This is a genomic window from Dapis brunnea BLCC-M229, from assembly GCF_050015995.1.
In the GTDB taxonomy this organism is placed as follows: domain Bacteria; phylum Cyanobacteriota; class Cyanobacteriia; order Cyanobacteriales; family Microcoleaceae; genus Trichodesmium.
Genome location: NZ_JBNHEP010000236.1, coordinates 1 through 26,506, shown reverse-complemented (window position 1 = coordinate 26,506; position 26,506 = coordinate 1). Strand labels below are relative to the sequence as shown.

15 protein-coding genes and 3 pseudogenes are annotated in these 26,506 nt (G+C 37.0%); 6 read left to right on the top strand and 12 right to left on the bottom strand.

The genetic code is table 11. The annotated features are described in order from the left end of the window. The first annotated feature begins 168 nt into the window (after positions 1-168). Entirely contained in the window at positions 169-1,449 is a 1,281-nt protein-coding gene (locus ACP6PM_RS27435) for a CO2 hydration protein (protein WP_426590065.1), read from the top strand. Positions 1,450-1,919: 470 nt separating this feature from the next. Here the strand turns inward: ACP6PM_RS27435 and ACP6PM_RS27430 are convergent, their stop codons facing one another. After that, positions 1,920-3,785, bottom strand: a complete 1,866-nt coding sequence (locus ACP6PM_RS27430; RefSeq protein ID WP_426590064.1) for an ATP-dependent nuclease — start codon at positions 3,783-3,785, stop codon at positions 1,920-1,922. Between the two features lie 157 nt (positions 3,786-3,942). Continuing rightward, complete coding sequence (locus ACP6PM_RS27425) at positions 3,943-4,089, bottom strand: hypothetical protein (protein WP_426590063.1); 147 nt, start codon at positions 4,087-4,089, stop codon at positions 3,943-3,945. Between ACP6PM_RS27425 and ACP6PM_RS27420 the strand changes: the two genes are divergently transcribed. The 4 genes and pseudogenes from ACP6PM_RS27420 to ACP6PM_RS27405 all read left to right on the top strand — a co-directional run. After that, positions 4,082-6,445: an adenylate/guanylate cyclase domain-containing protein gene (locus ACP6PM_RS27420; protein WP_426590062.1), complete on the top strand. Its 2,364-nt coding sequence runs from the start codon at positions 4,082-4,084 to the stop codon at positions 6,443-6,445. The genes ACP6PM_RS27425 and ACP6PM_RS27420 overlap by 8 nt on opposite strands. A gap of 277 nt (positions 6,446-6,722) precedes the next feature. Continuing rightward, positions 6,723-7,613, top strand: a complete 891-nt coding sequence (locus ACP6PM_RS27415) for a cache domain-containing protein (protein WP_426590061.1) — start codon at positions 6,723-6,725, stop codon at positions 7,611-7,613. 196 nt (positions 7,614-7,809) lie between these two features. Beyond that, positions 7,810-7,974, top strand: a complete 165-nt coding sequence (locus ACP6PM_RS27410) for a hypothetical protein (protein ID WP_426590060.1) — start codon at positions 7,810-7,812, stop codon at positions 7,972-7,974. Between the two features lie 115 nt (positions 7,975-8,089). Next, a pseudogene (locus tag ACP6PM_RS27405) lies at positions 8,090-9,067 on the top strand (adenylate/guanylate cyclase domain-containing protein); the annotation flags it as partial. Positions 9,068-9,735: 668 nt separating this feature from the next. Here ACP6PM_RS27405 and ACP6PM_RS27400 read toward each other — a convergent pair. From ACP6PM_RS27400 to ACP6PM_RS27360, 9 genes and pseudogenes are all read right to left on the bottom strand, one after another. Continuing rightward, complete coding sequence (locus ACP6PM_RS27400) at positions 9,736-10,365, bottom strand: precorrin-8X methylmutase (protein WP_426590059.1); 630 nt, start codon at positions 10,363-10,365, stop codon at positions 9,736-9,738. A gap of 376 nt (positions 10,366-10,741) precedes the next feature. Beyond that, positions 10,742-12,799, bottom strand: a complete 2,058-nt coding sequence (locus ACP6PM_RS27395) for a CHASE domain-containing protein (RefSeq protein ID WP_426590058.1) — start codon at positions 12,797-12,799, stop codon at positions 10,742-10,744. An 805-nt stretch (positions 12,800-13,604) separates the two neighbouring features. Further along, positions 13,605-14,687: a hybrid sensor histidine kinase/response regulator gene (locus tag ACP6PM_RS27390; RefSeq protein WP_426590057.1), complete on the bottom strand. Its 1,083-nt coding sequence runs from the start codon at positions 14,685-14,687 to the stop codon at positions 13,605-13,607. An 87-nt stretch (positions 14,688-14,774) separates the two neighbouring features. Beyond that, positions 14,775-15,935 (bottom strand): annotated as a pseudogene (locus tag ACP6PM_RS27385) (ATP-binding response regulator); the annotation flags it as partial. 171 nt (positions 15,936-16,106) lie between these two features. Next, positions 16,107-16,220 (bottom strand): annotated as a pseudogene (locus tag ACP6PM_RS27380) (response regulator); the annotation flags it as partial. 124 nt (positions 16,221-16,344) lie between these two features. Continuing rightward, positions 16,345-16,539: a response regulator gene (locus ACP6PM_RS27375; protein ID WP_426590056.1), complete on the bottom strand. Its 195-nt coding sequence runs from the start codon at positions 16,537-16,539 to the stop codon at positions 16,345-16,347. A 421-nt stretch (positions 16,540-16,960) separates the two neighbouring features. Then, the gene (locus ACP6PM_RS27370; RefSeq protein WP_426590055.1) at positions 16,961-19,015 is read right to left on the bottom strand and encodes a GAF domain-containing hybrid sensor histidine kinase/response regulator; all 2,055 of its coding nucleotides are present in this window, start codon (positions 19,013-19,015) and stop codon (positions 16,961-16,963) included. Positions 19,016-19,598: 583 nt separating this feature from the next. After that, complete coding sequence (locus ACP6PM_RS27365; protein ID WP_426590054.1) at positions 19,599-20,897, bottom strand: serine/threonine protein kinase; 1,299 nt, start codon at positions 20,895-20,897, stop codon at positions 19,599-19,601. Positions 20,898-22,142: 1,245 nt separating this feature from the next. Then, positions 22,143-23,078, bottom strand: a complete 936-nt coding sequence (locus ACP6PM_RS27360) for an Rpn family recombination-promoting nuclease/putative transposase (protein WP_426590053.1) — start codon at positions 23,076-23,078, stop codon at positions 22,143-22,145. On the opposite strand from ACP6PM_RS27360, the gene ACP6PM_RS27355 reads away from it, so the two are divergent. Next, entirely contained in the window at positions 23,072-23,308 is a 237-nt protein-coding gene (locus ACP6PM_RS27355; RefSeq protein ID WP_240041525.1) for a hypothetical protein, read from the top strand. The two genes, ACP6PM_RS27360 and ACP6PM_RS27355, sit on opposite strands and share 7 nt — an antisense overlap. A gap of 1,502 nt (positions 23,309-24,810) precedes the next feature. On the opposite strand, the gene ACP6PM_RS27350 is transcribed toward ACP6PM_RS27355, so the two are convergent. Further along, positions 24,811-26,121 carry an FG-GAP repeat protein gene (locus ACP6PM_RS27350; protein WP_287287847.1) on the bottom strand — a complete coding sequence of 437 codons (1,311 nt, stop codon included), beginning with the start codon at positions 26,119-26,121 and terminating at the stop codon, positions 24,811-24,813. Positions 26,122-26,506: the final 385 nt, after the last annotated feature.

Here is a 26,506-nt window from a genome sequence, read left to right as displayed (position 1 = left end):
AGGGAACAGGGAATAGGCAAAAAACAATTATTTGTTATCAAGAAATTCACCAGAACTTGAGGAGTATGAATACTGATACCTTTTATTAATTGTTGAACAGATTTTACGCTAGTGATTTAGCGATCTAGAAGTTCCGACTATCCACCTAAAAGCAAACACCTAAAAAACATGATACAAACAATAAAACTTCCACCATCTCAACACGAATTTGCCGAAATAATTCATCGCCTCGAAGCAGGTGGTGCAATGTTACCAGATACTCCAGAAAATCTAATGCAAATTATCGGTATTTATAAAGCTTATGCAGTACCAATGGATTTCTATTGGCGCGACTTACTTTATATTGCCGAAAGAGTATTTTTAAACCCCTTACCGTTCTTTAAATACTTCCTGCCAAAGTCATATTTAGACCTACATAATCATTATGCTGGTGATGATGCAGACTTGCGAGTTTGGCGCGGGGAAGCAACAGCTCACCCGGAACTTTTAGCATTTATTGAAAAGGGAGAAAGTGGCAAAAAATCTAAGTTATTACATCACCTTTGGCACGACAGAATTAATATGGAATTTGCCGAAGCTTGTATGCGAGCAATGTTTTGGCATCGCGGTATGGGCGGTAAATTTGACCCTTATTTAGATACTCCTGAATATAAAGCAGCAGCTGATAAAGCAATTAAGGCTTATTTTAAAGGTAATCCTTTGATGTTGGGTTTATATAAATTATTTCCAGAAATGTTTATCGAACAGGTAAGACAACTTTCTTATTACAGCAACTTGGGTTTATTTTGGGAAGTAATGGCTGCTGTATTTTTTGAGATGTTCGATTTATATAATGAAGGAAAATTAACTAGCGTTCCCGAAGCAATGAATTTTCTAGTAAATGGAATTTTTGCTGTAGCCGATCGCCCGATTTATCATCATGTTTATATTCGGGGAGAGTTATATGAAATTATTCCCAAATCTTGTGGTTTTACTTGGTTGTTTGAAGCTGCTTTACCTTATGTAGAAGCTGTGTTTTATCGCACTGCTCCTTTCCGGGGTACAAAGTCTTATAATGCTCAGGCAAAACAAGTACCAGAAAATCAAAAAGATTTTCATTATGGGATTCTTTATGCTGATGTTTTTCCAGTAGGAAATGCTGGGATTCCACCAACATTATTAATGCAGGATATGCTGCATTTTTTACCTTCCTTTTTAGTGGATTATTACAAACAATATTGTCGGGGGGAAGATGATATTTTGATTCAGTTAGGGATAACTTTTCAACGTTCGATGTATTGTGTAACTTCGGCAGTTATTCAAGCATTAAGACAAGCAACTTTATATCCTTTAGATGACCCAGATCCAGAACATTTAAAAGCAAATCGTGAATTTTTTGAAACACAATTAGACAGGTTTAAACGTCCAGAAGCTCGGTTGCGGAATATTCAGAGTCAAGATTATCGTTGATATAGCGCTACGCGCTAGGGAATAGGGAATAGGGAATAGGGAATAGGGAAGAGTTGGAAAAGTGTTTCCTAGTCTAAGATTCATCATCAGTCTATGTCCTAATCGCCCTGGCTGTTGCTATAACATTTTTTAGATAATTCATCAGGACTTATATCATGTCCGGTAGCATCAGTATTGTATAGAGAAGGTAAGGAAGAAGTACGGGCGATTCGCGAATCGCCCGTACAAGAGAAGGAAAAACCTTACATGACGGTAAATATTTCCCCAATTTTTACACAAACGATACCAGCGGACATGATATTACGCAGAACCGCGATATCTAGTAGGAGCGATTCGCGTTTGCGCAGCATTCCGGAGGAAATCGCCCCTACAGATAGGGTTTTGTCTAAGAATTTGCCTAAGTCCTATGGAATATATTTAAAATTTTACTTCTGCATTTTAGACTTTTGCCTTGCGTGTAGCGCTATAACTTATGCTTTGATTATTCCTTTTAAAAATTCCGCAAGTTCCTGTAAATAATTCTGCTCATGTTCGAGCAACCAATTGGTAATTTCTAGAGAATGTTTTGTTTTCCGATACTCAACACTATTGTTAGAGAATTTAGAGAAAATTTCACTAATCAGTTTAGCTCCATTTACTTGAGATTTCAAATTTTTTAATTCACAATTTTTTGGCAAGAACCATTTTTTATCCTCAGCTTCATCAATATAATTTTTTATATCCGCTACAGCTATTTCAAGAGATGGATTTTCTTGTTTTAATACCTCGAAAATTGCTTGAGGATGGAGTAAATAATTTTCATAAGTACAACGTGGTATGAAATATAATTTTTCTTGACCATATATACCTATTCTAATATTTTTTTTCTCGTCTTCCGATCTATTTTCATCATCTAATATAAATGCAATTGCTGGAGGAAATAAACTATTTCCTCCACTCAATTTATCATAAATATCGAAAATAATACGAGCGCGTTTGCCTTCTAAATCTCCGGTATTTTTTACTGCCATAATTTGTATACCTTTCATGGAAAGATAACCAAATTGTTCTAAAATTCGGGGAAAACAAAGTTCTTCAGTGGGAGCTTCTACCCACAAAATCGCATCGGCACCAAATACATCGGATAAACTTACTCCTAAATCTTTTAAAAGATAGCGTAATTCTGTTGTTTCTTTTGAGTTAATAATTTTAGTTTTAGTTTCGCCATTAGAATAAGATAATTGTAAAATTGTTGCGGGGTTAGCTTCGGAAATAACTATGGGAGAATGGGTGGCGATAAAGTATTGGTGTTGAGGAAATTCTTTAAAGATCTTTATTAATTGCCTAATCAAATTTGGATGTAGAAATGATTGAGGTTCATCAATAATAATAGTTTTTGGTTCTGAGGCTGTTACTACTACATAAAGTATGGCTAAAATTTGACTAACTCCTGTTCCACAGTCCGCTAATTTTAATGCTAAATCTTCTTCATCTTCTTCTAATGCTTCTGGAGACCAAACTAAAACTTCTAAGGAATCTTGATAAGTACCAGAATCTTTCTTTTGAAAACGAGCAGAAACCTTTTTGATTTCTGTAAACATCATATTTACATACTTATTGAATTCTTCATAAATCTTTGTTTTGCCTAGCAACTGAATTTGACTAATAACTTCTGCTAAATTACTAGCATCAGGCTCAAGTATTAAATTATCTCCAGAAGGACAATTACCAATATGAAATCGTTCAGCATTAAATCTATATATTTTTCTTTTAAATTCATTAAACATAATTTCAGGAAAATTATTTTTCCTGTATTGAGTTCCTATCATTTGTTCCTTCAGCGACAATTCTCCTCTTTTTTTTAGACAAAATACTGGTTTTTTAAGTGGAGGAGCAATAGACAATTCAGGCTCGGAATTATTAGCTAACTGATATAAATTTATATCTTCTGGAAAATCTGAGATAACTATACTAGGTTCATCACCAAATTCATTGTTATAATTAGAGACAGTAACTTCTATCTCTTTAGCCTTATCAAGCCATTCCTGATAAATAGTGAAAGTATTTTCATCATCAAAATCAATTTCTTTTTCATCGATAAACGTAGAAATTTCTGTATTTTTCAACCTGAAAGTAATATTAGCAGTTGACTCATCCGGCGAGTCTAAGTCAGGAATATCTCTCATTCTAATATTACGATAAGGATTATCTTTAAACTGTAATGCCAGACTTTCCAATAAAGCTGTTTTACCAGAATTATTTCTACCCACAATAATATTTATACCTGGTTGAAACTCTAACCAATCAGAATCTCGAAACGACTTATAATTCAAGATTTGAAACTTAGAAATATACATACTACCCTCCTCAAAAATTCAACAAAAAAATTGCTAGAGAAAGTTTTCTAGCAACAAAAATACTTATTATACTACATTAAATATACTTTGTGTGGTATAAAATTAAAACTCTAGTTTTGCTTACAAATAATACCAGTTTGAAATTAGATAGTTATTTTTATGATTTTCCCCTTTTGTTTGAATATTTATCCCTCTTCCCTTCTTCCTCCTTCCTTCTTCCTTCTTCCTTCTTTCCTAGAACTGGGAAGTTACAATTAAACAAATCTAGCAAAATCAGGTGGTAGTCATCAAATCCTATGGCCATAAATTCGGCTCCCACAACCTTTATTCCCCGTATCAAAGTGAGGATACGCATACCTCTACGAGCTATTTTAATAGTACCTTTCGTAGTTCAAATTTTTGGGGCAGTAGGTTTAACAGGATGGCTATCTCTACGCAATGGCCAGCAAGCAGTTAATGAAGTAACAACTCAATTAAGAAATGAAGTTACGACCCGGATTCAGGAAAGATTAAAAAATTATTTAGAAGCGCCTCATGTTATTGCTCAAATTAATCAAAATGCTATTAATTTAGGTCATTTGAATATTCAGGATACAGCTAGTTTAACTCAGCAATTTTGGGGACAAAGATTTTTATTTGATTCAGTTAATGTTTCTGCTATTTATTTTGGTGGCGCTGAGGGAGAATTTATTGGTTTAGGATTTCAGAATAATAATCGATGGGAAATTGGGAGAGCTGGTAAATCTACAAAAGGAAAATTTCATAGTATTGGAATTGATAGTCAGGGAAACCCTACAGAATTATTAGAAATTGGTAATGATTATGACCCCAGAATTAGACCTTGGTACAAGAGTGCAGTAGAGGCAAAAAAACCAACCTGGAGTGATATTTATGCTGATTTTAAAGAACTCAGACTTAAAATAACTTTAGTTCAACCTATTTATCAAGATAATAATCAATTAATAGGAGTAGTTGGGGTTGATTTTGTTCTTTCTCACATCAGAGAATTTCTCCAAAATTTGAAAATTGGTAAATCAGGACAAACTTTTATTATGGAACGTTCTGGATTTTTAGTTGCTTCTTCTACTTCCCAAAAACCATTTAGTTTGAAAGAACAGGAAGTCACAAGAATAAAAGCGGAAAATGTCGATAATGCTCTAATTAGTAATACAGCAAATTATTTGAGAGAATATTTCGGTGAATTTAGCAAAATCAACCAATCACAACAATTAGAATTTAAACTCAATGGTGATCGACAATTTTTACAAGTAGTACCTTTTTCTGATGGCGAAAATTTAGACTGGTTGATTGTAGTTGTCGTTCCAGAAGAAGATTTTATGGATAAAATTAATGTTAATACTCGTACCACAATTAAATTGTGCTTAATCGCTTTATTCATAGCAACAATAGTAGGAATTTTAACCTCTCGTTGGATTAGTTATCCTGTTATGCTCTTAAGTGCTGCAAGTAGAGAAATTGCTAGAGGAAAACTTAACCAAAAAATTGAAGTCAAAATAGTTAATGAATTGGAGGTATTAGCAGAATCTTTTAATTTAATGGCACAGCAATTACAAGATTCTTTTATTAATCTGGAGAAAACTAACGCTGAGTTAGAACAAAGAGTAGAAGAAAGAACAGCAGCACTGCGTCAGTCAGAAGAAAAATTTGCTTTAGCTTTTCAGGCAAGTCCAGATGTAATTACTATTACTAATGTTGCCGATGGTAGATTAATTGAAGTCAATGAAAGCTTTATTCAAACTACAGGTTATAGTCGTCAAGAAGTCATTGGTAAAACAGCATTAGAACTGAATTTATGGGGAAATATTGAAGAGCGAATTCGCATTTTTACAATATTAGAAACTCAAGGTAAAATTCACAATCAAGAGATTAAATTTAGGCTAAAGTCAGGACAAATTAGAATAGGATTATTATCAGGAGAAGTTATTTGCCTGGATGGGCAAGCTTGCTTACTTTTAATAGTTAAAGATATCACAGAACGCAAACAAGCAGAAGCAGCATTACGCGCTGAACAAGAAAAGTCTGAGCGTTTACTGATGAATATTTTACCTGAACCTATTGCATTTCGACTGAAACAGGATACCAGTGCCATAGCTGATTATTTTGAAGAATCAACAATTTTATTTTCTGATATTGTCGGTTTTACTCCTATTGCTGCCAGCATTCCTCCCATAGAATTAGTTAACTTACTCAATCAAATATTTTCTAAATTTGACTATCTGGCAGAATTATATGGTTTAGAGAAAATTAAGACTATTGGTGATGCTTATATGGTAGCAGGTGGGTTGCCAGTACCGAAAAAAAACCATGCAGAGGCGATCGCTAATATGGCATTAGATATGCAGCAGGAAATTATTAAATTTACAACAGATATTGGTAAGCAATTTCAAATTAGAATTGGAATTAATAGTGGTCCTGTAGTAGCAGGTGTAATTGGTAGAAAGAAATTTATTTACGATCTCTGGGGAGATGCTGTCAATGTAGCTTCCAGAATGGAATCATCTGGAGAGGCGGGAAAAATTCAAGTTACAACTGCAACTTATGAACTATTAAAAGATAAGTATATATTTGAAAAAAGAGGAATAATTGCTGTTAAAGGTAGAGGGAGAATGGTTACTTATTGGTTGCTAGGAAAAAAATAGATATTTGTAGAAAACAGAGAGTAGGAAGTAGGAATTAGGGAGCAGGCAAAAATTGGATCTAATACTATAGATAAAAAACTGATAACTGATAATTGATGAGTGACTTTGTGTAGTTTAAATAAAAGACTATAGTTGGATTAAAAAATAATAACAACCCTGGAAAACTCTAAAAAAATGCCAGGTATTATTTTCCATTTTTCCTAGAAGTAGAAATTAAAAAACTGAGAAGTTACAATTATACAAATCAAGCAAAATCAAGTGGCAGTCACCAAATCCTATGGCCATAAATTCAGCTCCTACAAACTTTCTTCCTCGTATCAAAGTCAGCATACGCATACCTCTACGAGCTATTTTAATAGTACCTTTTGTAATTCAAATTTTTGCGGCAGTAGGTTTAACAGGATGGCTATCTCTACGCAATGGCCAGCAAGCAGTTAATGAAGTCACAACTCAATTAAGAAATGAAATTAGTACCCGGATTCAGGAAAGACTAAAAAGTCATTTAGAAGCCCCTCGTGTCATTGCTCAAATTAATCAGGATGATATTAATTTAGGTAATTTTAATATTCAGGATACAGCTAGTATCAGTAGGGAATTTTGGCGACAAAAATCTTTATTTGATTCAGTTAATCTTTCTGGCATTTATTTTGGTGACACTGAGGGAGAATTTGTTGGTTTATTTAGAACTGATAATCAATGGCGAATTGATATAGCTGGTAAATCTACAAAAGGAAAATTGCAAAATTATGGAATTGATAGTCAGGGAAATCCTACAAAATTATTAAAAATTGTCCGTGATTATGACCCCAGAATTAGACCTTGGTATCAAACTGCAATAGAGGCAAAGAAACCAACCTGGAGTGATATTTATGTTGGCTTTAGAGGAAACAAAATTAGAGTAGCTTTAGTTCAACCTCTTTATCAAGATAATAATCAACTTATAGGAGTAGTTGCAGTTGATTTTATTCTTTCCCACATCAGAGAATTTCTCCAAAGTTTGAAAATTGGGAAATCGGGACAAACTTTTATTATGGAACGTTCTGGATTTTTAGTTGCTTCTTCTACTTCCCAAAAACCATTTAGTTTGAAAGATGATAAAATCACAAGAATTAAACCGGAAAATGTTGATAATTATCTAATTACCTACATTCCGCACGACAAAATGTAGCATAAAAAACGGAGACAGGAGACAGGAGACAGGAGACAGGAGGCAATTAAAGTGGTCAATAGGAGTAAGTAATTGAGTATTTATGCTTAATATTTTCCTGAGAATCTGACTCCTGAGAAAGGTCAATGAATAGGATTTATAGAGTATAAATACGAACCCGCGCTACCATTTTTTATACTACTTTTAATATTACAACTTGACGTGCGGAATATGGGTAATTAGTAATACAGCAAAATATTTGAGACAATATTTCGGTGACTTTAGCCAAATTAACCAGTCACAACAATTAGAATTTCCACTCAATGGCGAGCGACAATTTTTACAAGTCGTACCTTTTTTCAATGGCAATAATTTAGATTAGTTAATTAGACATCTCCGAAAATTAAAAATCAAATCAATTCTCATTCAGAAATTATCTATACTTTCTTCCTGTTCCCTGTTCCCTGTTCCCTGTTCCCTCTTTTCCGGAGATGTCTATTGTAGTTGTGGTTCCAGAAGCAGATTTTATGGAGAAAATTAATGTTAATACTCAGACTACAATCAAATTATGTTTAATAGCTTTATTGATAGCAACAATAGTAGGAATTTTTACCTCACGTTGGATTAGCTATCCTGTGATGCTTTTAAGTGCTGCAAGTAGAGAAATTGCTGGAGGACAACTCAACCAAAAAATTGAAGTCACAAGAGTTAATGAATTAGAGATATTAGCGGAATCTTTTAATTTAATGGCACAGCAATTACAAGAATCTTTTATCAAGTTGGAGAAAACTAATGCTGAATTAGAAAAACGAGAGGAAGAAAGAACTGCAGAACTACAAGAGTCAGAAGAAAAGTCTGAGCGTTTGCTGATGAATATTTTACCACAACCTATTGCATTTCGGCTGAAACAGGATACCAGTGCAATAGCTGATTATTTTGAAGAATCAACAATTTTGTTTTCTGATATTGTTGGCTTTACTCCTATTTCCGCCAGAATTTCTCCCATAGAATTAGTAGACTTACTCAATCAAATATTTTCTAAATTTGACTATCTGGCAGAATTATATGGTTTAGAGAAAATTAAGACTATTGGTGATGCTTATATGGTAGCAGGTGGGTTGCCAGTACCGAAAAAAAACCATGCAGAGGCGATCGCTAATATGGCATTAGATATGCAGCAGGAAATTATTAAATTTACAACAGATATTGGTAAGCAATTTCAAATTAGAATTGGAATTAATAGTGGTCCTGTAGTAGCAGGTGTAATTGGTAGAAAGAAATTTATTTACGATCTCTGGGGAGATGCTGTCAATGTAGCTTCCAGAATGGAATCATCTGGAGAACCTGGAAAGATTCAAGTTACAACTACCACTTATGAACTCTTAAAAGATAAGTATATATTTGAAGAAAGGGGAAGAATTGCTGTTAAAGGTAGAGGGAAAATGGTTACTTATTGGTTACGAGGAAAAAAATAGTATAATTTTAAGAATTTCCGTACCGGAATGCTCCGTAAACAGCAAACAGCTATCAGCTCAAGTTCGGATAATTAATAGACCTCTGTGGAAAAGAGGTCGGAGGGAGTAGTACGGATGTTGCATGCAACGTCCGTACAGAGTAGGGGGAAAGAATTAATGATTTATCAAAATAATATGGGTCTAAAACCCCGCCTTTTAAGGCGAAATATTTTTGGAGCGGGGCTTAAATCCCCGTTACAAAAATCACTTCTGACTTCCCCTCCACCGGAGGGGTTAGGGGTGGGTTGACTTCTGACTTCTGACTTCGTTAAGGGTATGGGATTGATTTGATTTTTAATTATCACGCCTATGTCTAATAATAAAAAAGTTCCCTACAAGCTGTTATCTCAACATTGGTTGAAGACCCACGCTCTCCCGAAATTGTTTTTTCCTGGTTGTTAATTTTTAACCTGGTCTTGATTGATATCATTTGAATTGTTTATCTACCTGCAATAAATCTATGACATTAATGAAGCAATAGAAACTATTGCGGGTACAGGGACTGAGTACCATACACGCTTCTTGTCTGCGCCTTTGACTTTGTACTCGGTCGGCGTGTGTAACCTTACCTTGTAAAGAGTTCCCATTAGTTTTCCTGACAAGGTATAGGGATTTTACCGAAAATAATATTATACCTCACTTTCCTTTGCTAAAGCATTAACGGCAGCAGCAGCTATAGCACTACCTCCCCGTCGTCCATGCAGTGTAATAAATGGAACACCCCGACTATTAGTTGCCAGTTCTGCTTTTGACTCTGCTGCACCCACAAACCCCACAGGAAAACCTAAAATTAGGGCAGGTTTTGCCATCCCCTCATCTAACAATTCTAGTAAGTGAAAAAGTGCGGTTGGTGCATTGCCAATAGCTACAACAGAACCATGAATCAGAGGTTTCCATAATTCTATAGCAGTCGCCGAGCGAGTATTATTAATTCGTTGCGCCATTTCTGGTACTTCTGGATAATTGAGGGTGCAAATAACTTCATTATTGCCAGGCAAACGATGGCGAATAATTCCATTGGCTACCATTTGAGCATCACAGAGAATGGGTGCGCCTTTGATTAATGCAGCGCGACCTATTTTTACTGCATCCTGTGAAGCTGCTAGGTCTTCTACAATATCTGTCATTCCACAGGCGTGAATTAGTCGTACTGCAACATGAGCTAAGTTGGTAGGCAAACTCTCTAGGTTTGCTTCAGAGCGAATCATAGCAAAAGATTTGCGGTAAATTTCTTCGCCGTTGCGAATATAATCAATCATTTAGTAAAATTTGGGAATAGTAAAGTAGACATCTCCGGAAAAGAGGGAACAGGGAACAGGGAACACTTAACCCACCCCTAACCCCTCCCAGGAGGGGAGTAATTGATAATTTCTGGATGATAATTGATTTTATTTTTAATTTTCACGCCTATGTCTAGTGTAGAAATAGAGAGAACAGACAATATATATATAGTACTAGGCAAATAGGGCGTGGAAATTTAGAAATGCTCAAACTCAGGTAGGAATGACTTCTGACTTCTGACTTCTGACTTGCGCGTAACGCTATACCTAAGTATGTAGATGCACAAATAATTTTGTTTATTTAGTTAATCTTGGGAATCAATCCCAGGCAACCATCTAATCTATACAACTAAGTTTAGCAGGATTTTACCTCATCAAAAGACCTCTGAACTTGCATTGCGATCGGCAACTTAATGATAAATTCTGTACCATTTCCCTCTTCAGAGGAACACAGTAAATACCCCTTATGCTTCTCACAAATAATTTGATAACTAATTGAAAGTCCGAGTCCCGTTCCTTTCCCAACTGGTTTAGTTGTAAAAAATGGGTCAAACAAGCGAGTTTGAATATCTGTCCTAATACCAGGACCGTTATCAGCAATTTGGATTGTAATCCACTCGGTATCGACTTGAGCTGTTTTAATTGAAATCATAGGCGATCGCTCCTTTAACTGTCCTAGCTGAATGGAATCTTCTAAAGCATCGATGGCATTAGCAAAAATATTCATAAATACCTGATTCAATTGACCTGCATAACATTCAATCAAAGGGAGATTACCGTAATCTTTAGTCACTTGAAGTTCTGGACGATGAGGCTGACTCTTGATTCGATGTGCCAAAATCATTAACGTACTTTCAATACCCCTGTGAATATCCACTTCCTTGACTGTTGATTCATCTAACCGGGAAAAATTACGCAGGGATAAAACTATTTCGCGCAGACGTTCACTCCCAACTTTCATAGATTTTAATAACTTGGGTAAATCTTCGGCAATAAAATCTAAATCAATATCTTCAATAGCTGCTTCAATCTCTGGAGTCGGACTAGGATATTCGGTTTGATAGAGACGAAGCAAATCAAACAAATTTTGGAAATGATGCCTCGCATATTCAACATTTCCGGAAATAAAACTGACTGGGTTATTAATTTCATGGGCAACACCCGCTACTAATCTGCCCAAACTCGACATTTTTTCTGTTTGTACTAGCTGTAGTTGAGTTTGTTGTAATTCTTGCAGTAATTCTTCTAACTCACGATTTTTGCTCTCAATTTTTAAAGTTGCCTGCTGGGAAATTAATAAATACATTACCATAGAAGCTGTCACTAATAATCCTAATGCCAGAACTGTTCCAGAACGCCAACTGGATATAGAACGATCAGAAGAAGGTAATACTAGCAAGGAAAGTTCCTGTTGTGCTGTATGAAGCGAACGAATACAAAATTCCCACTCATAGCTATAACGACACAGAGATGGTGCTTGCTCTGTGGAGTTCTCAATAGCTTCTAAATTGGCAACTTGAGGAAATTTTCTCAAGCTTTGGGAGTTAGCTTTGTATGCTATGAGGAAATAATCACTGGCAGTAACAGAAGTTTTGTTTAAAGCAGAATCTAACTGATCTTCTGGTAAACGATAGAGATAGAAATCAAGTCCGTTAAGGTTGAGATTACTGATTGCTTTTTCAACCCAAGTCTGAATTTCATAAAAACCAAATACCACTCCTTGAAATTTTGTATCAGTATCAGGGTTTTCATGCTTCAGGGATTGAGGAGCCAAATTATTGGAGTCAAAGACCGGATAGTAAAGCACAAAGCCTGGTTTGCCATTTTTTAATTCCACTAAAGGGGTACTCATACTCACTCCTATACGTTCTGCTTTTTTTATAGTCAGCAAACGCTTTATCTCTGAAGCAGCATCCCAACCAATATAGTCTTGCCATCGATATAAGGGTGCGATATAGGTTATGGGGAAGTATACCGGGCGATCGTCTGCCACTACTTGATTTCCTCTGGGGTTATGTTCATGAATCTTAAAATCTATTAGTCCTTGAGCTTTTAACTGTTGCTCATAGAGCGAGCGTTCCTGATTCTCTACTTTTTTACTCCAGCCTAATCCTAACAAACCATTATAATACGGTAATAGGGAGCTTGTAAATTCTTGAAACTCTTGCCTAGTAACTTCTTCAGACGAATTTAGGAAACTACCTACAGATCTAGTAAGTTGGGTGTAACTATCCAATTGCCTCTGTAACTCATTTACCAAGACAGTAGATTGTTGTTGAAACTGCTCTCGATCTTTGGCCAGTTCCCAGTGATAAACTACGAACGTTGCAATGATCGAAAGAGTAATCCCCGTTAATCCTACTACTCCCGTCCCTCGGTATTGCTTGAATAAATACAAAAGTTTTCTCACCACTATTAGAATTTATTTTTAATAAAGTCTTAATTATTTTAATTTTAACATTTTTTAATATTTTTTGTAAAGTTATTTATTTATACATATATTTTTTAGCTTGAACTATATAAAAAATCAATTTATTGTCAATATTACAGACAAACAATAATACAAAATAATTATTTTAAGATGTAAAATATTTTACATTTATAATATATGTAATAATATTTAATTCAAAAACTATTAATAATAATTAGCAATACTAATTATTGTGTATACTAAGTGCTTAGTGCATAAATCATCAATTATTTCCCCCTACTCTGTACGGACGTTGCATGCAACGTCTGTACTACTCCCTACTCCCTCTTTTCCGGAGAGGTCTAATAGTAATGCTATATTTGGTTGTTATAGCGCTACGCGCTAGGGAATAGGGAACAGGGAACAGGGAACAGGGAACAGGAGACTATCAAAGGATTTGAGGATTTATAAATGTCCTAACCTTAATGCATAGCGCTATATCTCTCCATCTGCAGATCTTTAACTATATAAATAGATAGATATCAAATTGGTTCTATAACCCAGAAGGGGGGACATAGACACCGCCCCTACACAGCAATCCCAATGGTAATTTGCAACACCGAGAATTTAGAAAGATTTGGCAGCCCGATATCAGACATTTTTTGATACTGAATTACCTCTGTTGTGTCAATTTGAGAAATTTTTAGGAATTTACAGGATTTGAGCCTACGAGAAATCATAATTTAACCTCAGTTTGACAAAAGAGGGTTAGAAAAACAACTTCTGACTTCGTTAAGTTCCCTATTCCCTAGCTAGATATTGGCAAGATAATTTCAAAGATTGCCCCTTGTGATTGATTGTTAGTAACGCCAATTTCCCCACCATGTGCCTCAACAACCATTTTACAGAAGGCTAAACCCAACCCAATTTGCGAGGTATCTGACATAGTTTTGCCAATTTCGTATTTATCAAAAATCTTTTGTTGTATTGCTTCGGGAACACCAGGACCAGAGTCGATGACCTGAATTTTGTAACCGCCAGAGTTGATAATTTCTAAATTCACTACAATTTGACTATTGCCTGGGGAAAACTTAATAGCATTCGAGAGCAGGTTATCTATGGTTCTCTGAATCAGATTTGCATCCACACAGACCATACGACCAGATGTTTTTGGTAACTTACTTACTAAAGACTGATTTTTTTGAGCAGCGATCGCCTTAAGGTTGGAGATGACAGACTGTATAAGACTATTAATTTCTACATTTTTGCGGTTGAGACGAAGTTTACCAGATTCAAGTAAAGCCATTTTCAATAAATCATCAATCAATAGCTGTAATCTTTGTGCCGATCCATAAATCTGATCCAATTTCCGGTTTCGCTTTTCTTTGGGATAATTTGGATTTTTGAGTAATTGCAAGCCAAACATAATAATACTCAAGGGATTTCGTAAATCGTGAACTACCATGTGTGCCATGTCTTCCCTCAATTTCAGCATTGCTTGTAGGTTGTCATACTGTTGTTTAATTCGTAGCATGGATTTAATTCTAGCTCGCAGTTCCACCCCATTAACTGGTTTACTGATGAAGTCATCAGCTCCAGTTTTCAAACAATTAGCTAGGTCTGATTTTGAACTTAATGCTGTCACCATAACAATCGGAACTGCCTGCCATTTTGACATGGCTTTGATTTGCCGACAAACTTCTATCCCATCTATTCCAGGCATCATCACATCAAGTAGAATTATATCAGGGTTGTAGGCGTCTAGGTTCTCGATCGCATCTTCACCATCAGCAGAGTAATACAACTCATAGTCTCTATCGTTCAAAAGAGCTGCAATGACATCAAAATTATTGGGCTCGTCGTCAATTACTAAAACAGATGGTATATTCATTAGACATCTCCAATAATAAAAAATCAAATCAATTATCCCACATAAATAATTAATTATTTCTCCCTACTCCCTGTTTTCTGGAGATGTCTAATTGCTATTCTCCTTTGTAGCTAAAAGTTCTTGAATCATAGTTACTAATTGCTTGAGTTTAACAGGTTTACTAAGGTAATCATTTGCTCCGGCAGCCAAGCAACGTTCCCGATCGCTCTCCATAGCTAGAGCGGTGAGGGCAATGATCGGCAGATCGACTAATTGGGGAGTACGGCGGATATGCTCCATCGCTTCTAGACCATTCTTCTTTGGCATTGAAATATCCATCAAAATCAAATCTGGGTTTTGCGACTCAGCTTGGGCGATCGCTTCATCTCCATTCTTCGCCAAAATAATGCGATAACCTTTGGCTTTCAGATAGCTCGAAATTATAGTGATATTTACTTGATTGTCTTCTGCCAGCAGAATTAATGGTGCTGCCTCCTGTTGAGGCTGAGTGGACTTGATGTTAGCTTCGGAATGAGATTCTAGTTGAGGGTATAAGTGGATAGTATTAGTACAAGGAAGATCCACCGTAAAGCAACTACCAACCCCTACTTCACTAGAGACTCCTACTTGCCCACCGTGGTGGTCAACAATGCGTTTTACTAGGCTAAGTCCCAACCCTGTTCCGTGATAGTGACGATTTAGAGAACTATCAATTTGGACAAAGGGCTGAAACAGTTTGTTGAAGTTTTCTTGAGCAATACCAATGCCATTGTCAATGACAGCAATTCGGAGGAAGTTTTGTGCATCGGTGGCCTCTGGGTTGACAGAGGTGACCTGAACCTCCAGAGAGACAGCTCCCCCTTCTGGGGTGAATTTGACAGCGTTATTGAGTAGGTTAATTAAAACTTGGCGAATGCGTCGTTCATCTACTAACAACTCAGGTAAATTTTGGGGCAATTTCGTTTTTAACTGAATGCTTTTTTTCTGGGCAAGTGGTTTGATGAAAGCCAGACTAGATTTGCAGAGGGGAACTACTGGAGTGGGGTTACAACTTAGCTCTAGCTGACCAGATTCAATTTTCGCGACATCCAGGATATCATTAATGAGTTCTAACAGATGGGTTCCACTATTTTCAATAGTTTGTAGAGCTTTCATTTGTTGCTCATTGATACTGCCAAATACCTCATCTTGCAGTCCCTCTGTGATGCCGAGGACTGCATTTAGGGGGGTGCGGAGTTCGTGGCTCATGTTGGCGAGAAATAGACTCTTGGCTTGGTTTGCAGTTTCGGCAGCTTGTTTTGCTTGCTCTAATGAAAATACTTTCATAGCTACTTCTTGTTCTAAGTTTTGAGTTAGCCTTCTTAATTGTAAATGAGTTTTGACTCTGGCAAGGACTTCTAGCTCTTGAAATGGCTTAGTAATGTAATCTACGGCTCCTAGTTCAAAGCCCTTGATTTTCTTGTCTGTATCTGTTAAAGCCGTAATAAAAATTACAGGAATATTGCGAGTATTAGGATTAGCTTTGAGTTTTTGACAGACTTCAAAGCCATCCATATCAGGCATTGTTATGTCTAATACAGCGCTTTCCGTTGTTATGAGGTACAAAATTTTAGGTTTGAGGGAACAGGGAACAGGGAACAGGGAACAGGGAAGAGAAAAGAAGAAAAACAACTGTACCTCATAGCTTTGGAAACTGCTGTAAAATTAGGTCTGGTGATTTTCGTTCTAGTTGTTTGAGTGCTCGTTCTCCGGTGGTAGCGATCGCCACATCATATCCCACCGCACTAAGTGTTTCTGAGAGGACATCTAGATTAGCTGGTGTATCATCAACGATTAAGATCAGTCCTGTTTGTTTTGCTAATTCTTTATTCATGGTTTAGGAGTATATATAATTCGGGTAATTAAAAGAAAGTCTGGAGTTATATCATGTCCGGATAATTAATGATAAAAAAAGTTTTTGTTTGTAGTAGGGCTTTTAGCCCTTGAAATATCTATCTACTACGAAGCTCTAATTATAACTATTCAACCAGACATGATATTAGAAGTTAGAAAAAAAGAAAAGAGTTAAGCCACGGAAATTATTTAAGAGTATACCACCAAAGGTCTGTCTTGATGGGAAGTACCTAATGCTATAACTGCATAACCGGATTTTATATTAGAGCATTGATTTAATCAACAAGTAGCGATATAATACGTCAAATGGCTGAGACTTGAATGCAAGTATAAATTTGAGAAATGCAGTAGATTCAATAATTAATAATTATTTCCCCCTGTTCTCTCTTTTCTGGAGATATCTAATAGTCAAGGTATTTTTGGATTAATATCTCAATTTCTTCTGTTTGAAATTGCTTTGCCAGTTGTGAAATTTTCTGGGTAAAGGGCAGATAGCGATCGCTCTTTTGCCCAATTTGTTCAGCAGTTTTTGCTAGCTTGAGCAGTAAACCATCCTGGGCTAACTCAAATAGGATTTCTAAATCCTCTACTGGGGGTACAACTATTTCTGAACTATCATTTTGAGCGATCGTAGGAGTTGCCTCTAACTTAGTTTTCTCATATTTCCAACTCAGTTGTAGATACTCAAAAAGCAAAGTGAATAGTTCCTCAGCATTTACAGGTTTGGATAGAAAATCATCACCTCCTGCATCTAAACTTTTTTGTCGATCCATATCTGACACTGATGCTGATGATACAATCGCGATTGTATTTTTGAGATGCTCGTCATTGCGTAAATGTTTGAGCATTTCCAAGCCAGTCATTATAGGCATATGTATATCTGTGATCATCAGATCGAATTTTTGTTGTCTGAGTCGATCTAACGCCTCTTGACCATTTTCTGCCTCTGTAACCTTAAACCCCAGAGGTTCTAACAACTCTACTAAAACTGAGCGATTTTCCCATCGGTCATCCACGACCAGTAGATGACGAGCTACTCCCTCATAGCCAATAATTTGCTCTCCATTGCTCGTCGAAACTTTTTCTGTCCAGTTATTAGCGATCGGTAAATCTATCTCAAAGCTAAAAATACTACCTTTTCCTAGTTCGCTCTTGACTTGAATCTTACCACCCATTAATTCTACAATTTTTTTGCTAATTGCTAAACCTAAACCTGTACCTTCCGAACGATTTTTTTGGTCTCCAACTTGTTCAAAGGATTGGAATATTTTGTCCAAATTTTCAGCAGCAATACCAACTCCAGTATCTTTAATTTGGAACTTGATGCAAGCCATAGAATTTTCTCCTGCAATATCTGATAACTTAGTATTTTCTAAGGTGAAAGCGATCGTTCCTGTTTGGGTAAATTTGACAGCATTACCAAGGAGATTAATCAGCACTTGGCGCAGTCGTTTTTCATCGGTAATAACACCTGTGGGAAGATTGGCATCAGGTTGATAGGTAAAGTTAAGTCCTTTTTTATCAGATCGAACGCGACAAATTTCTACCACCCCTTGTAAGAAAGAAGGAAAATGAATCTCTTTAGTGCTAAGTTCTAGTTTGCGAGCTTCAATTTTAGATAAGTCTAATATGTCATTAATCAGAGTTAGCAAATGAGACCCACATTGGTGAATAATTTCAATGCCGTGGCGTTCTTTTTCCGGTAGTTTCTTAGAACGATTTAGGATCTGAGCGTAGCCCAAAATACCATTGAGTGGAGTACGAAGTTCATGGCTCATATTGGCCAGAAATTCACTCTTAGCATGGTTAGCAGATTCAGCAACTTCCTTTGCCTGCTCAAGTTCCGCAGTACGGGTTTGGACTCGCTCTTCCAAGGTTTCATTGAGTTGCTTGAGGTTAGCTTCAGTTTGCCATTGAGAAATTGCTCCTCCAATACTGCCAGCGATCGCCATTAGTGCTGCTTTTGTACTATCACTCCACTGACGCTCTTGGTGGCAATCATCAAATCCAGCAAACCCCCAGAAGTAGTCTCGGATAAATATTGGCACTACCAACATAGACAGAATTCCTTGGGGTTGTAATAGGGCTTGCTCTACTTGAGGAAATTCACTAATTATACCTACAATTGGTTGTTTTTCCGAGAGAGTATTATACCAACGGGGCAAAATTTCTGGATAGAGAAGATTTTGCAACTCCGGGTTATCAATTTCTGGCTGCACCCCCTCAGTTACCCACTCCCAGCGCTGACTGCTAGCAGGTTCCCCAGTTTCAGGATGGGGATGATTTTGGAATATATAGATCCGATCGACATCCATAACTGGCCCTAGGGCACTCAGGGCAGCCTGAACTGCCTCCTGGTGGTCTTTGACTGTCAATAGGCGATTAGTAGCGATCGCTATTCCCTGTAGCAAGCGATCGCTAGACGATAACTCATTGGGTTGGTCATAAATAGGCATTTATCAGTTATCAGTTATCAGTTATTAGTTATCATAGCAAATCCAACATTCGATGCTATGATGTCTGCATAATAAGCGATCGTTTGTAGTTGGGCTTTAGCCCGAAGATAGATATTGTTCAAGCCCTACTAAGACGTCTAGCTTGAAAATGTGGGTAAATTTGAGTCAATGAAGACCTCTCCCCCGATCCCTCTCGGAGCAGGAGAGGGGTGAAGTCTTCTCCCCCAACGCTCGTAGGGAAGGGGGTTGGGGGGTTAGGTTTTTTACCCACAATTTTAGCCTAGACACGCTACTACTAGGAGCTTTATCTCAAAAGTTTTGACGGATATCTTAACCCCGAGCTGCTAAAACCTGATACCTAGTTAATCTGATTCAACAACTCATTGGGTTGGTTAAAAATAGGCATTTATCAGTTATTAGTTATCATAGCAAATCCAACGTTCGATGCTATGATGTCTGCATAATAAGCGATCGTTTGTAGTTGGGCTTTAGCGCGAAGATAGATAGGGCTAAAGCCCAACTACGAGCTTTATCTCAAAAGTTTTGACGGATATTTTAACCCCGAGCTACTAAAACCTCATAGCTAGTTAATCTGATTCAACCATTCATTAATTTCCTCAACCAAGGATGTACTATCTTTGCTATTCATTGCTTTATCTAGTTGATATTTATTATTTTGAGATTGAACTATCGCTTGATAACCTGATTCAAATTTAGATGATGAAATTTGTACAATATCTCTAGTATTTCCCTGGCATTTTCCGTAAGTAAAATCCAATAAATGTCGTTCTATCCGAAAAAAATTATGGTCAAAATAAATATAATTCTTTTCCCCAAATAAGATAAATACTCCTGCCAAAATCAGGATAAATAACAAAATTCCATAAACAGGATTAGTTAGCATTAATCCCACAAAGATACAAAAAATTCCACCGAACATTCCAGAACCTTTAATTTCTCTTAAACTAGGTGCATGAGTATAGATTTCCATCATCTCTGGAGATTTATTAATGCTAATAATAATGCTTAAGTTGAGAGGATTTTTTTTAGGTGTAACTAATGGTTGAAGTTTTGGTTTTGAGTCTAGGGATGTCAAAGCTTCACGGGCATTTTGAAAGCGACTTCCTAAATCCATTTCTGTAATTTTGTTAATCCAAGTTGCGAAGTTAGGATTAATATCAACCTTGTCAGAAAATTGAATATGATAATTTTTTTGTGGTAAATCCACAGGGGAAATTCCAGTTAGTAAATGAATTAAAGTAGCTCCTAAACCATATAAGTCTGAAGCTGGCACTGCTCTACCCCAAAATTGTTCTAGGGGAGCATAACCGCTAGTGCCAATAATAGTAAAAGTTACTCCCTGAGCATTACCTTGAGATTGTACCGCGCCAAAATCTACTAAATAAATTTGTTGGTCTGCACCCATAATTAAATTACTGGGTTTAATATCTCGATGCAAGACTGGAGGCTCTAGTTCGTGGAGGTAAATCAGAATTTCTAATACTTCTTTGGCAATTTTATTTACATCTTCTTCTGTAAAATTTTTATCTCTATCTAATAATTCTTGGAGGGAAAAACCAGGAATATAATCTTGCACTAAGGCGAACCAAGGCAAACCTGAATTTGCTTCTTTTTCTAAGGAAAAATAATCGCGATAACTAGGGATTTTGGGATGATTTAGAGCTTGTAAAATTTTGGCTTCTGTCTCAAATAAGTTTAATTCTTGACCTAATATTTCGGCACTATAAGCTAACATTTTGAGAATTACTTGTTCTTGCAGTTGGGAGTCAAATGCTAGCCAAGTTTTGCGACCTGGTATAGTACGCCCTAATTGTTTTTGTAGTTGGTAACGTTCTTTTAAAATTTGTCCTGGAGTTAACATAATAAGTTAAAAGTTGATAGTAATTTCAATACTATCTAGTTATAATACCGTAGTAGGCCGTATAGACTAAATTTGTGGGTAAAACCTAACCACCCAACCCCACAACTATCCCCCCTTACCCCCTTTGAAAGGGAGGAGGAGGGAAGGGGGGGATTTCTCCCCTCTCCTTGGAGGAGAGGGGTTGGGGGAGAGGTCTTCGCTCGTTACTCGCTCCTAAGTTTTATATAGAACCCATTTGGGATCTATGATTGGGAGTGTGGGAAGTGTGGGAAGTGTGGGGAGTGTGGGGAGTGTGGGGAGTGTGGGGAGATGGGGAGATTGGAGCATTTTTCTACTTTTTTCCCCTATTTTATTTCTCAATCCCCTGACTCGGTCCGACTGAGGACTGTCTCCTTTGGCAAAAACCCTCACCTTTGCGGAGATACGCTTAGGGTTTCTATAGAATCCGATTGAACAGTCTAGTAGGGTGTGTTTTGCTGACGCAAAGCTCCGTTAACGCGGAGCGACATGAAAAGCGGAACAAAGTGGAGCGTAACGCGCCCTACTGGACAGACTGAATAATCAGCCGATCGCTACCTTGTCATACCGTTTCACGGAATTCAAAAGTCAAAAGTCAAAAGTAAGATTTTATATACTTAAAACTTTTAAAATACGGTAATTTCAGAAAATTATTTCACATCTAAAATTTGAAACTATTTGTGACATCTTTAAAGTGAATTGGTATCAGTTTCCGAGCCAGACTATTGGACAATAGTTAAATTAATGCTCAAAACCTAAGGAATCAGGCGATCGCTACTTTGTCAGTTTCCGCTCCAGACTATTGGACAATAGTTAAATGAATTATCAATACTGAATAATCAGGCGATCGCTACTTTGTCAGTTTCCGCTCCAGACTATTGGACAATAGTTAAATGAATTATCAATACTGAATAATCAGGCGATCGCTACCTTGGCAGTTTCCGAACCAGACTATTGGACAATAGTTAAATAAATTATCAAAACGTAAGGAATCAGGTGATCGCTTTTGGGAAATGTTCAACTCGATCAAAGTAGGTTGGTTTATTAATGGATAATGGATAATTAATTACCTCTAGTTAAAACCGTGAGGGAATTGGATATAAGGAAATATCCTAGCACTTTCTTTTTTCAAAAACAATTTACAGTAAATAGTGTTACTCCCTCCTCGCTAGTATAGAGAGTGAGATAGAAAGCTAGAGATTTCAACAACTCTTTCATTATCAATTATCAATTATTAGCTAGATTATTAGCTAGCCAGTTTTCCAGGTCTGCTATTGTTGCTAAATCAAAAATTTCTTCACCTAAAATATCTAATTTTTCCAAAGATAATTGTTCTATCTGAGTCTCAATTTCTGGAGGTATTTCTCCAAATTTTCGGCGAATTTGACGTAAAATTTGTTTCACTACTCCAATTCCAATTCCTTCTTCTCGTCCAATTTCTATCCCTTCGTTTCTCGCGAAACTAATTTGTCCTTGTTTATCTCTCATCAACTTTTCTTGTTGCTCTACTTCCTCTAATTCTTTATTGTTTAAGTTGGCTAGATTTGCTATCTTTAATGCTGCTTCTATTTCTGATACTGACTCTAATGATTCTGGTATTACTTCTAAATTTGGTGCCGATTTAATAAAGTATATCCATTTATCGCTGAGGGTTTCTAATTCTAATAATTCCTTGTTGAATTTGGGTAATTCTACAAACATTAATGTTAATTCATCTTCGTAATAAACCGATTCTTTCTCTTCTTTAAATCTGAATTTAGTAATCATTTTATCAATATCCTCAAACAAAACAAAATCCGCGATTGTTAAAGCTATAAAAGGTTGCAACATAATATAACCTTGCCCAACATTACGATCTAATTGATTTCCATAAGCTTTGGCTAAGTTATAAATTACTCGTTTTTTAAAGTCTGCCACGTTCAATATTTGCATTTCAATAATAACGGTAGAGCCATTATCTAAAAGTGCTTTGACATCAAAATAAGTCTCTTTTATGGTGTTAGTAACTCCAGGGTTATAGGGGTTAATTATTTTTAGAGATTGAATAACATTTTGATTGTTATAAACTATGGCATTGAGAAAGCTAATCAGGATTTTTTGACTGTGAACAGAACCAAATATTTTTTTCAAGGCAAAGTCGGTTTTAGGGCTAATAAATGTCATGGTTATATATTTCCTATAATTTCTATGATTTATGGTATACTATAGATGATAATTTAATCTGGATATTTATGACAACAAATAATCTCAGACAGAAAATATTAGAACGCCTGGACCTACTATCGGGAGAGCAAGTGAAAAATCTGCTCCGAAAATGGCTAGTAAATTCATCTGGTAATTTAGAATATTTTGAGGAATTACTGATAGATGAATCCGATAAAAAAACAGAATAATTACTAGATTACGGAGAGATAGATTCAACGTTAAATTTTATCTCTTTGACGGAAGAAGAAATGGTTCAGCAAAGTAAATTAGCTCTTGAGGATTATCGTCGTCAGGGGGTTTCAGTAGCCCATAGTCGGGTCCGTGAATGGGCAGATAGCTATTTATAATGGATAATTGATAATGGATAATTGATAATTAACCCCCAAAGGTTTAAAGTCTTTCCTTGAGTTGAGTATAGGGATTATCTGGGTTTTATATTATTGTTGGTTTGGGTTGGTTAATGGATAGTTTGGTTGGGGAGCGATATAGCTGCCGCTAGGCTCCGCCAACGCTATTTCAGTTATCAGTTATCAGTTATCAGTTGCCATTGATGGTTTGCTTGGGGATCGATCGCTGTTTGGGAAGTTTTGAACTTGATAAAAGTAGGTTGGGTAGAACGACAGTGAAACCCAACAACACCTTTACGTTTTCCGTTTATGTTGGGTTACCCTTACGGGAAGCAAGCTACGTTACCTCAACCCAACCTACAAATACTGGTATAGTACGGTCTAGTTGTTTTTGTAGTTGGTAACGTTGTTTTAAGATTTGTCCTGGAGTTAACATAATAAGTTATATCAAATCCGGTTAAACAGCCATAGAATGGTTAAGTTAGGAGGAGTCAACCCACCCCTTTCTTGCCCTAACCCCTCCCAGGAGGGGAAGTCAGTCCTCAGGAGTCAGGAGGAGAAAGAATTACAAAGATAAACGTAGTTATGGCGATTGAAGATTTTTTTTATGTCCAATTAAACGGATTTGATATTAAAAGTTAAAAGTAATCTCAATATTATCGAGCCATAATACCGTAGTTCATTATTGTAGCGCCATGATACAGGTAAAATAGTGCCAAACTTGTAGTGTGTCGCTCCAGTAGGGTGCGTTTATAAATAATTAGGGTCTGCGTATGGAAAGTCTTTTTGCTCTTTGTAGGAGACAACCCGTCCCTCCTCCCAGGAGGGGGAGACAGGAGACAGGAGAAATGGGAATGAGCCAGGAGGTAGGAGCAAGAATTGTCTCTCAATTTTTCTGCCATAATCATCCTAAAATACCAGCATGCATGAGCTTTTTCCACCAAAAAGTTGGTACTTTTTTCAACGCTAAAACGCTAAAACCTTTATCTGTAAATACTTTTAGAATTAATCAGCAAGCCCTAATTAGGGAGGACAATTGAGAATTGAGAATTGAGAATTGAGAATTGAGATCAGGAAAAAAGTGTTTTCATCACTAATTATCCGGACATGGTATAACTAGAATTCTCAAAAAAAATCAAGCAAAGAATTCAGACTCTGGATCTTTGCTTAATAAATTAGCTATGTTGAAGAAGGAGACAGCTATACTGGAGACAGCTATACTGGAGACAGCTATACTGGAGACAGGAGGAAAATTACATGGGGATTCGCTCCCCCAAGTAATTTTGAACACCGTGTAGACGGTGGGGTATTAAACCCACAAAGAAAATGATAAATTTTTATTGTTATTTTTTCTGCTGCTTCTTTCGGGATAAGGCGGCGATCGCTACTGTTCCTGCTATTCCTAAGAGCGATGATGGCTCTGGTGTTGGTTGAGGGTTGATGGTAAACAAGTATGCTGAACCACTGTTTTCTCCGTTGTCTTGGTCTCCTGGGGCACCAATCAGGGCGAGGTTATCCCTTAGAGCTATTAGCCCTCCAAAAAAGTCTCCGTCAGAACCGTCAGGTGGGGTAAATTTCTGGAGCAAACTGCCAGTAGTAATATCAAACAAGTATGCTGAACCACTGTTTTCTCCGTTGTCTTGGTCTCCTGGGGCACCAATCAGGGCGAGGCGATCACTTAGAGCTACTGAGTTTCCAAAGATGTCTCCTTCAGAACCGTCGGGTGCGGTAAGTTTCTGGAGCAAACTGCCAGTAGTAGTGTCAAATAGGTAGGTTGAACCACTGGATCTTCCCTTGTCATCGTCTCCTGATGCACCAATCAGAGCGAGGCGATCGCTTAGAGCTACTGAGTTTCCAAAGAAGTTAAATTCAGAACCGTCAGGTGGGGTAAATTTCTGGAGCAAACTGCCAGTAGTAGTGTCAAATAGGTAGGTTGAACCACTGGATCTTCCCTTGTCATCGTCTAGTAGTGCACCAATCAGAGCGAGGTTATCGCTTAGAGCTACTGAGAATCCAAACAAGTCTTCGTCAGAACCGTCAGGTGCGGTAAATTTCTGGAGCAAACTGCCAGTACTAGTGTCAAATAGGTAGGCTGAACCACTTAATATTCCATTTTCTTGGTCTCCTGGGGCACCAATCAAGGCGAGGTTATCCCTTAGAGTTAGTGACCCTCCAAAGACGCCAGCTGAAAAACCGTCAGGTGCGATAAATTTCTGGAGCAAACTGCCAGTAGTAGTGTCAAATAGGTATACTGAACCACTGTCTGTTCCCTTGTCATCGTCTCCTGGGGCACCAATCAGGGCGAGGTTATCACTTAGAGCTACTGAGTTTCCAAAGATGTCTCCGTCAGAACCGTCAGGTGCAGTAAATTTCTGGAGCAAACTGCCAGTAGTAGTATCAAATAGGTAGGCTGAACCACTGTTTCTTGCGTTGTCATCGTCTAGTGGTGCACCAATCAGGGCGAGGTTATCCCTTAGAGCTACTGACCCTCCAAAGAAGTCTCTTTCAGAACCGTCAGGTGCAGTAAGTTTCAGATCAAAAGCGTTAGCAGGAGCTGTCAAAGCAAGAAGTGCGAGGAGCTGACAGGAGGCTCTTTTACCAATTTTGTTTAGGTTAGTGGCTTTGCTCTTAATTGCTTGTTTTTGATTGTGCATATCTAATTTTTCCTTTATTTGTTGCCATGAGTTTGTAAGTTACAGCGCTTTTCATATTTATCAACTACATCGTCACAATCAAAGGCCTGTAGGAAATTTCCATGGAACCTCTCTACTGTGGTCTACTGAAATGAAAAAAGCTGTAATTTACATACATATGTTTTAATCATAAACACCCACACAGAGGAGTTTCTATTTTGTTTGTTATTAAACTCTTTTATAAGAGTATATGCTCCACTTTCTGGTGTCAATGTCATTTGGCCTACTTCATCAAATCTTCATAAAACTTACATACAAAAGTTCCACGGGACATTCAAACTCTATACTTTCTCAGAGACTGTTTGTAAAAAAAAGCTAAAGATGGCCATGAAGAAGTATTTAAGGT

Bases quoted from the DNA above. Each gene is read 5' to 3' on its own strand.
- ACP6PM_RS27435 (WP_426590065.1), top strand. From the start codon at position 169: ATGATACAAACAATAAAACTTCCACCATCTCAACACGAATTTGCCGAA.
- ACP6PM_RS27430 (WP_426590064.1), bottom strand. From the start codon at position 3,785: ATGTATATTTCTAAGTTTCAAATCTTGAATTATAAGTCGTTTCGAGAT.
- ACP6PM_RS27420 (WP_426590062.1), top strand. From the start codon at position 4,082: ATGGCCATAAATTCGGCTCCCACAACCTTTATTCCCCGTATCAAAGTG.
- ACP6PM_RS27425 (WP_426590063.1), bottom strand. From the start codon at position 4,089: ATGGCCATAGGATTTGATGACTACCACCTGATTTTGCTAGATTTGTTT.
- ACP6PM_RS27415 (WP_426590061.1), top strand. From the start codon at position 6,723: ATGGCCATAAATTCAGCTCCTACAAACTTTCTTCCTCGTATCAAAGTC.
- ACP6PM_RS27400 (WP_426590059.1), bottom strand. From the start codon at position 10,365: ATGATTGATTATATTCGCAACGGCGAAGAAATTTACCGCAAATCTTTT.
- ACP6PM_RS27390 (WP_426590057.1), bottom strand. From the start codon at position 14,687: ATGAATATACCATCTGTTTTAGTAATTGACGACGAGCCCAATAATTTT.
- ACP6PM_RS27375 (WP_426590056.1), bottom strand. From the start codon at position 16,539: ATGAATAAAGAATTAGCAAAACAAACAGGACTGATCTTAATCGTTGAT.
- ACP6PM_RS27370 (WP_426590055.1), bottom strand. From the start codon at position 19,015: ATGCCTATTTATGACCAACCCAATGAGTTATCGTCTAGCGATCGCTTG.
- ACP6PM_RS27365 (WP_426590054.1), bottom strand. From the start codon at position 20,897: ATGTTAACTCCAGGACAAATTTTAAAAGAACGTTACCAACTACAAAAA.
- ACP6PM_RS27355 (WP_240041525.1), top strand. From the start codon at position 23,072: ATGTCATGGTTATATATTTCCTATAATTTCTATGATTTATGGTATACT.
- ACP6PM_RS27360 (WP_426590053.1), bottom strand. From the start codon at position 23,078: ATGACATTTATTAGCCCTAAAACCGACTTTGCCTTGAAAAAAATATTT.
- ACP6PM_RS27350 (WP_287287847.1), bottom strand. From the start codon at position 26,121: ATGCACAATCAAAAACAAGCAATTAAGAGCAAAGCCACTAACCTAAAC.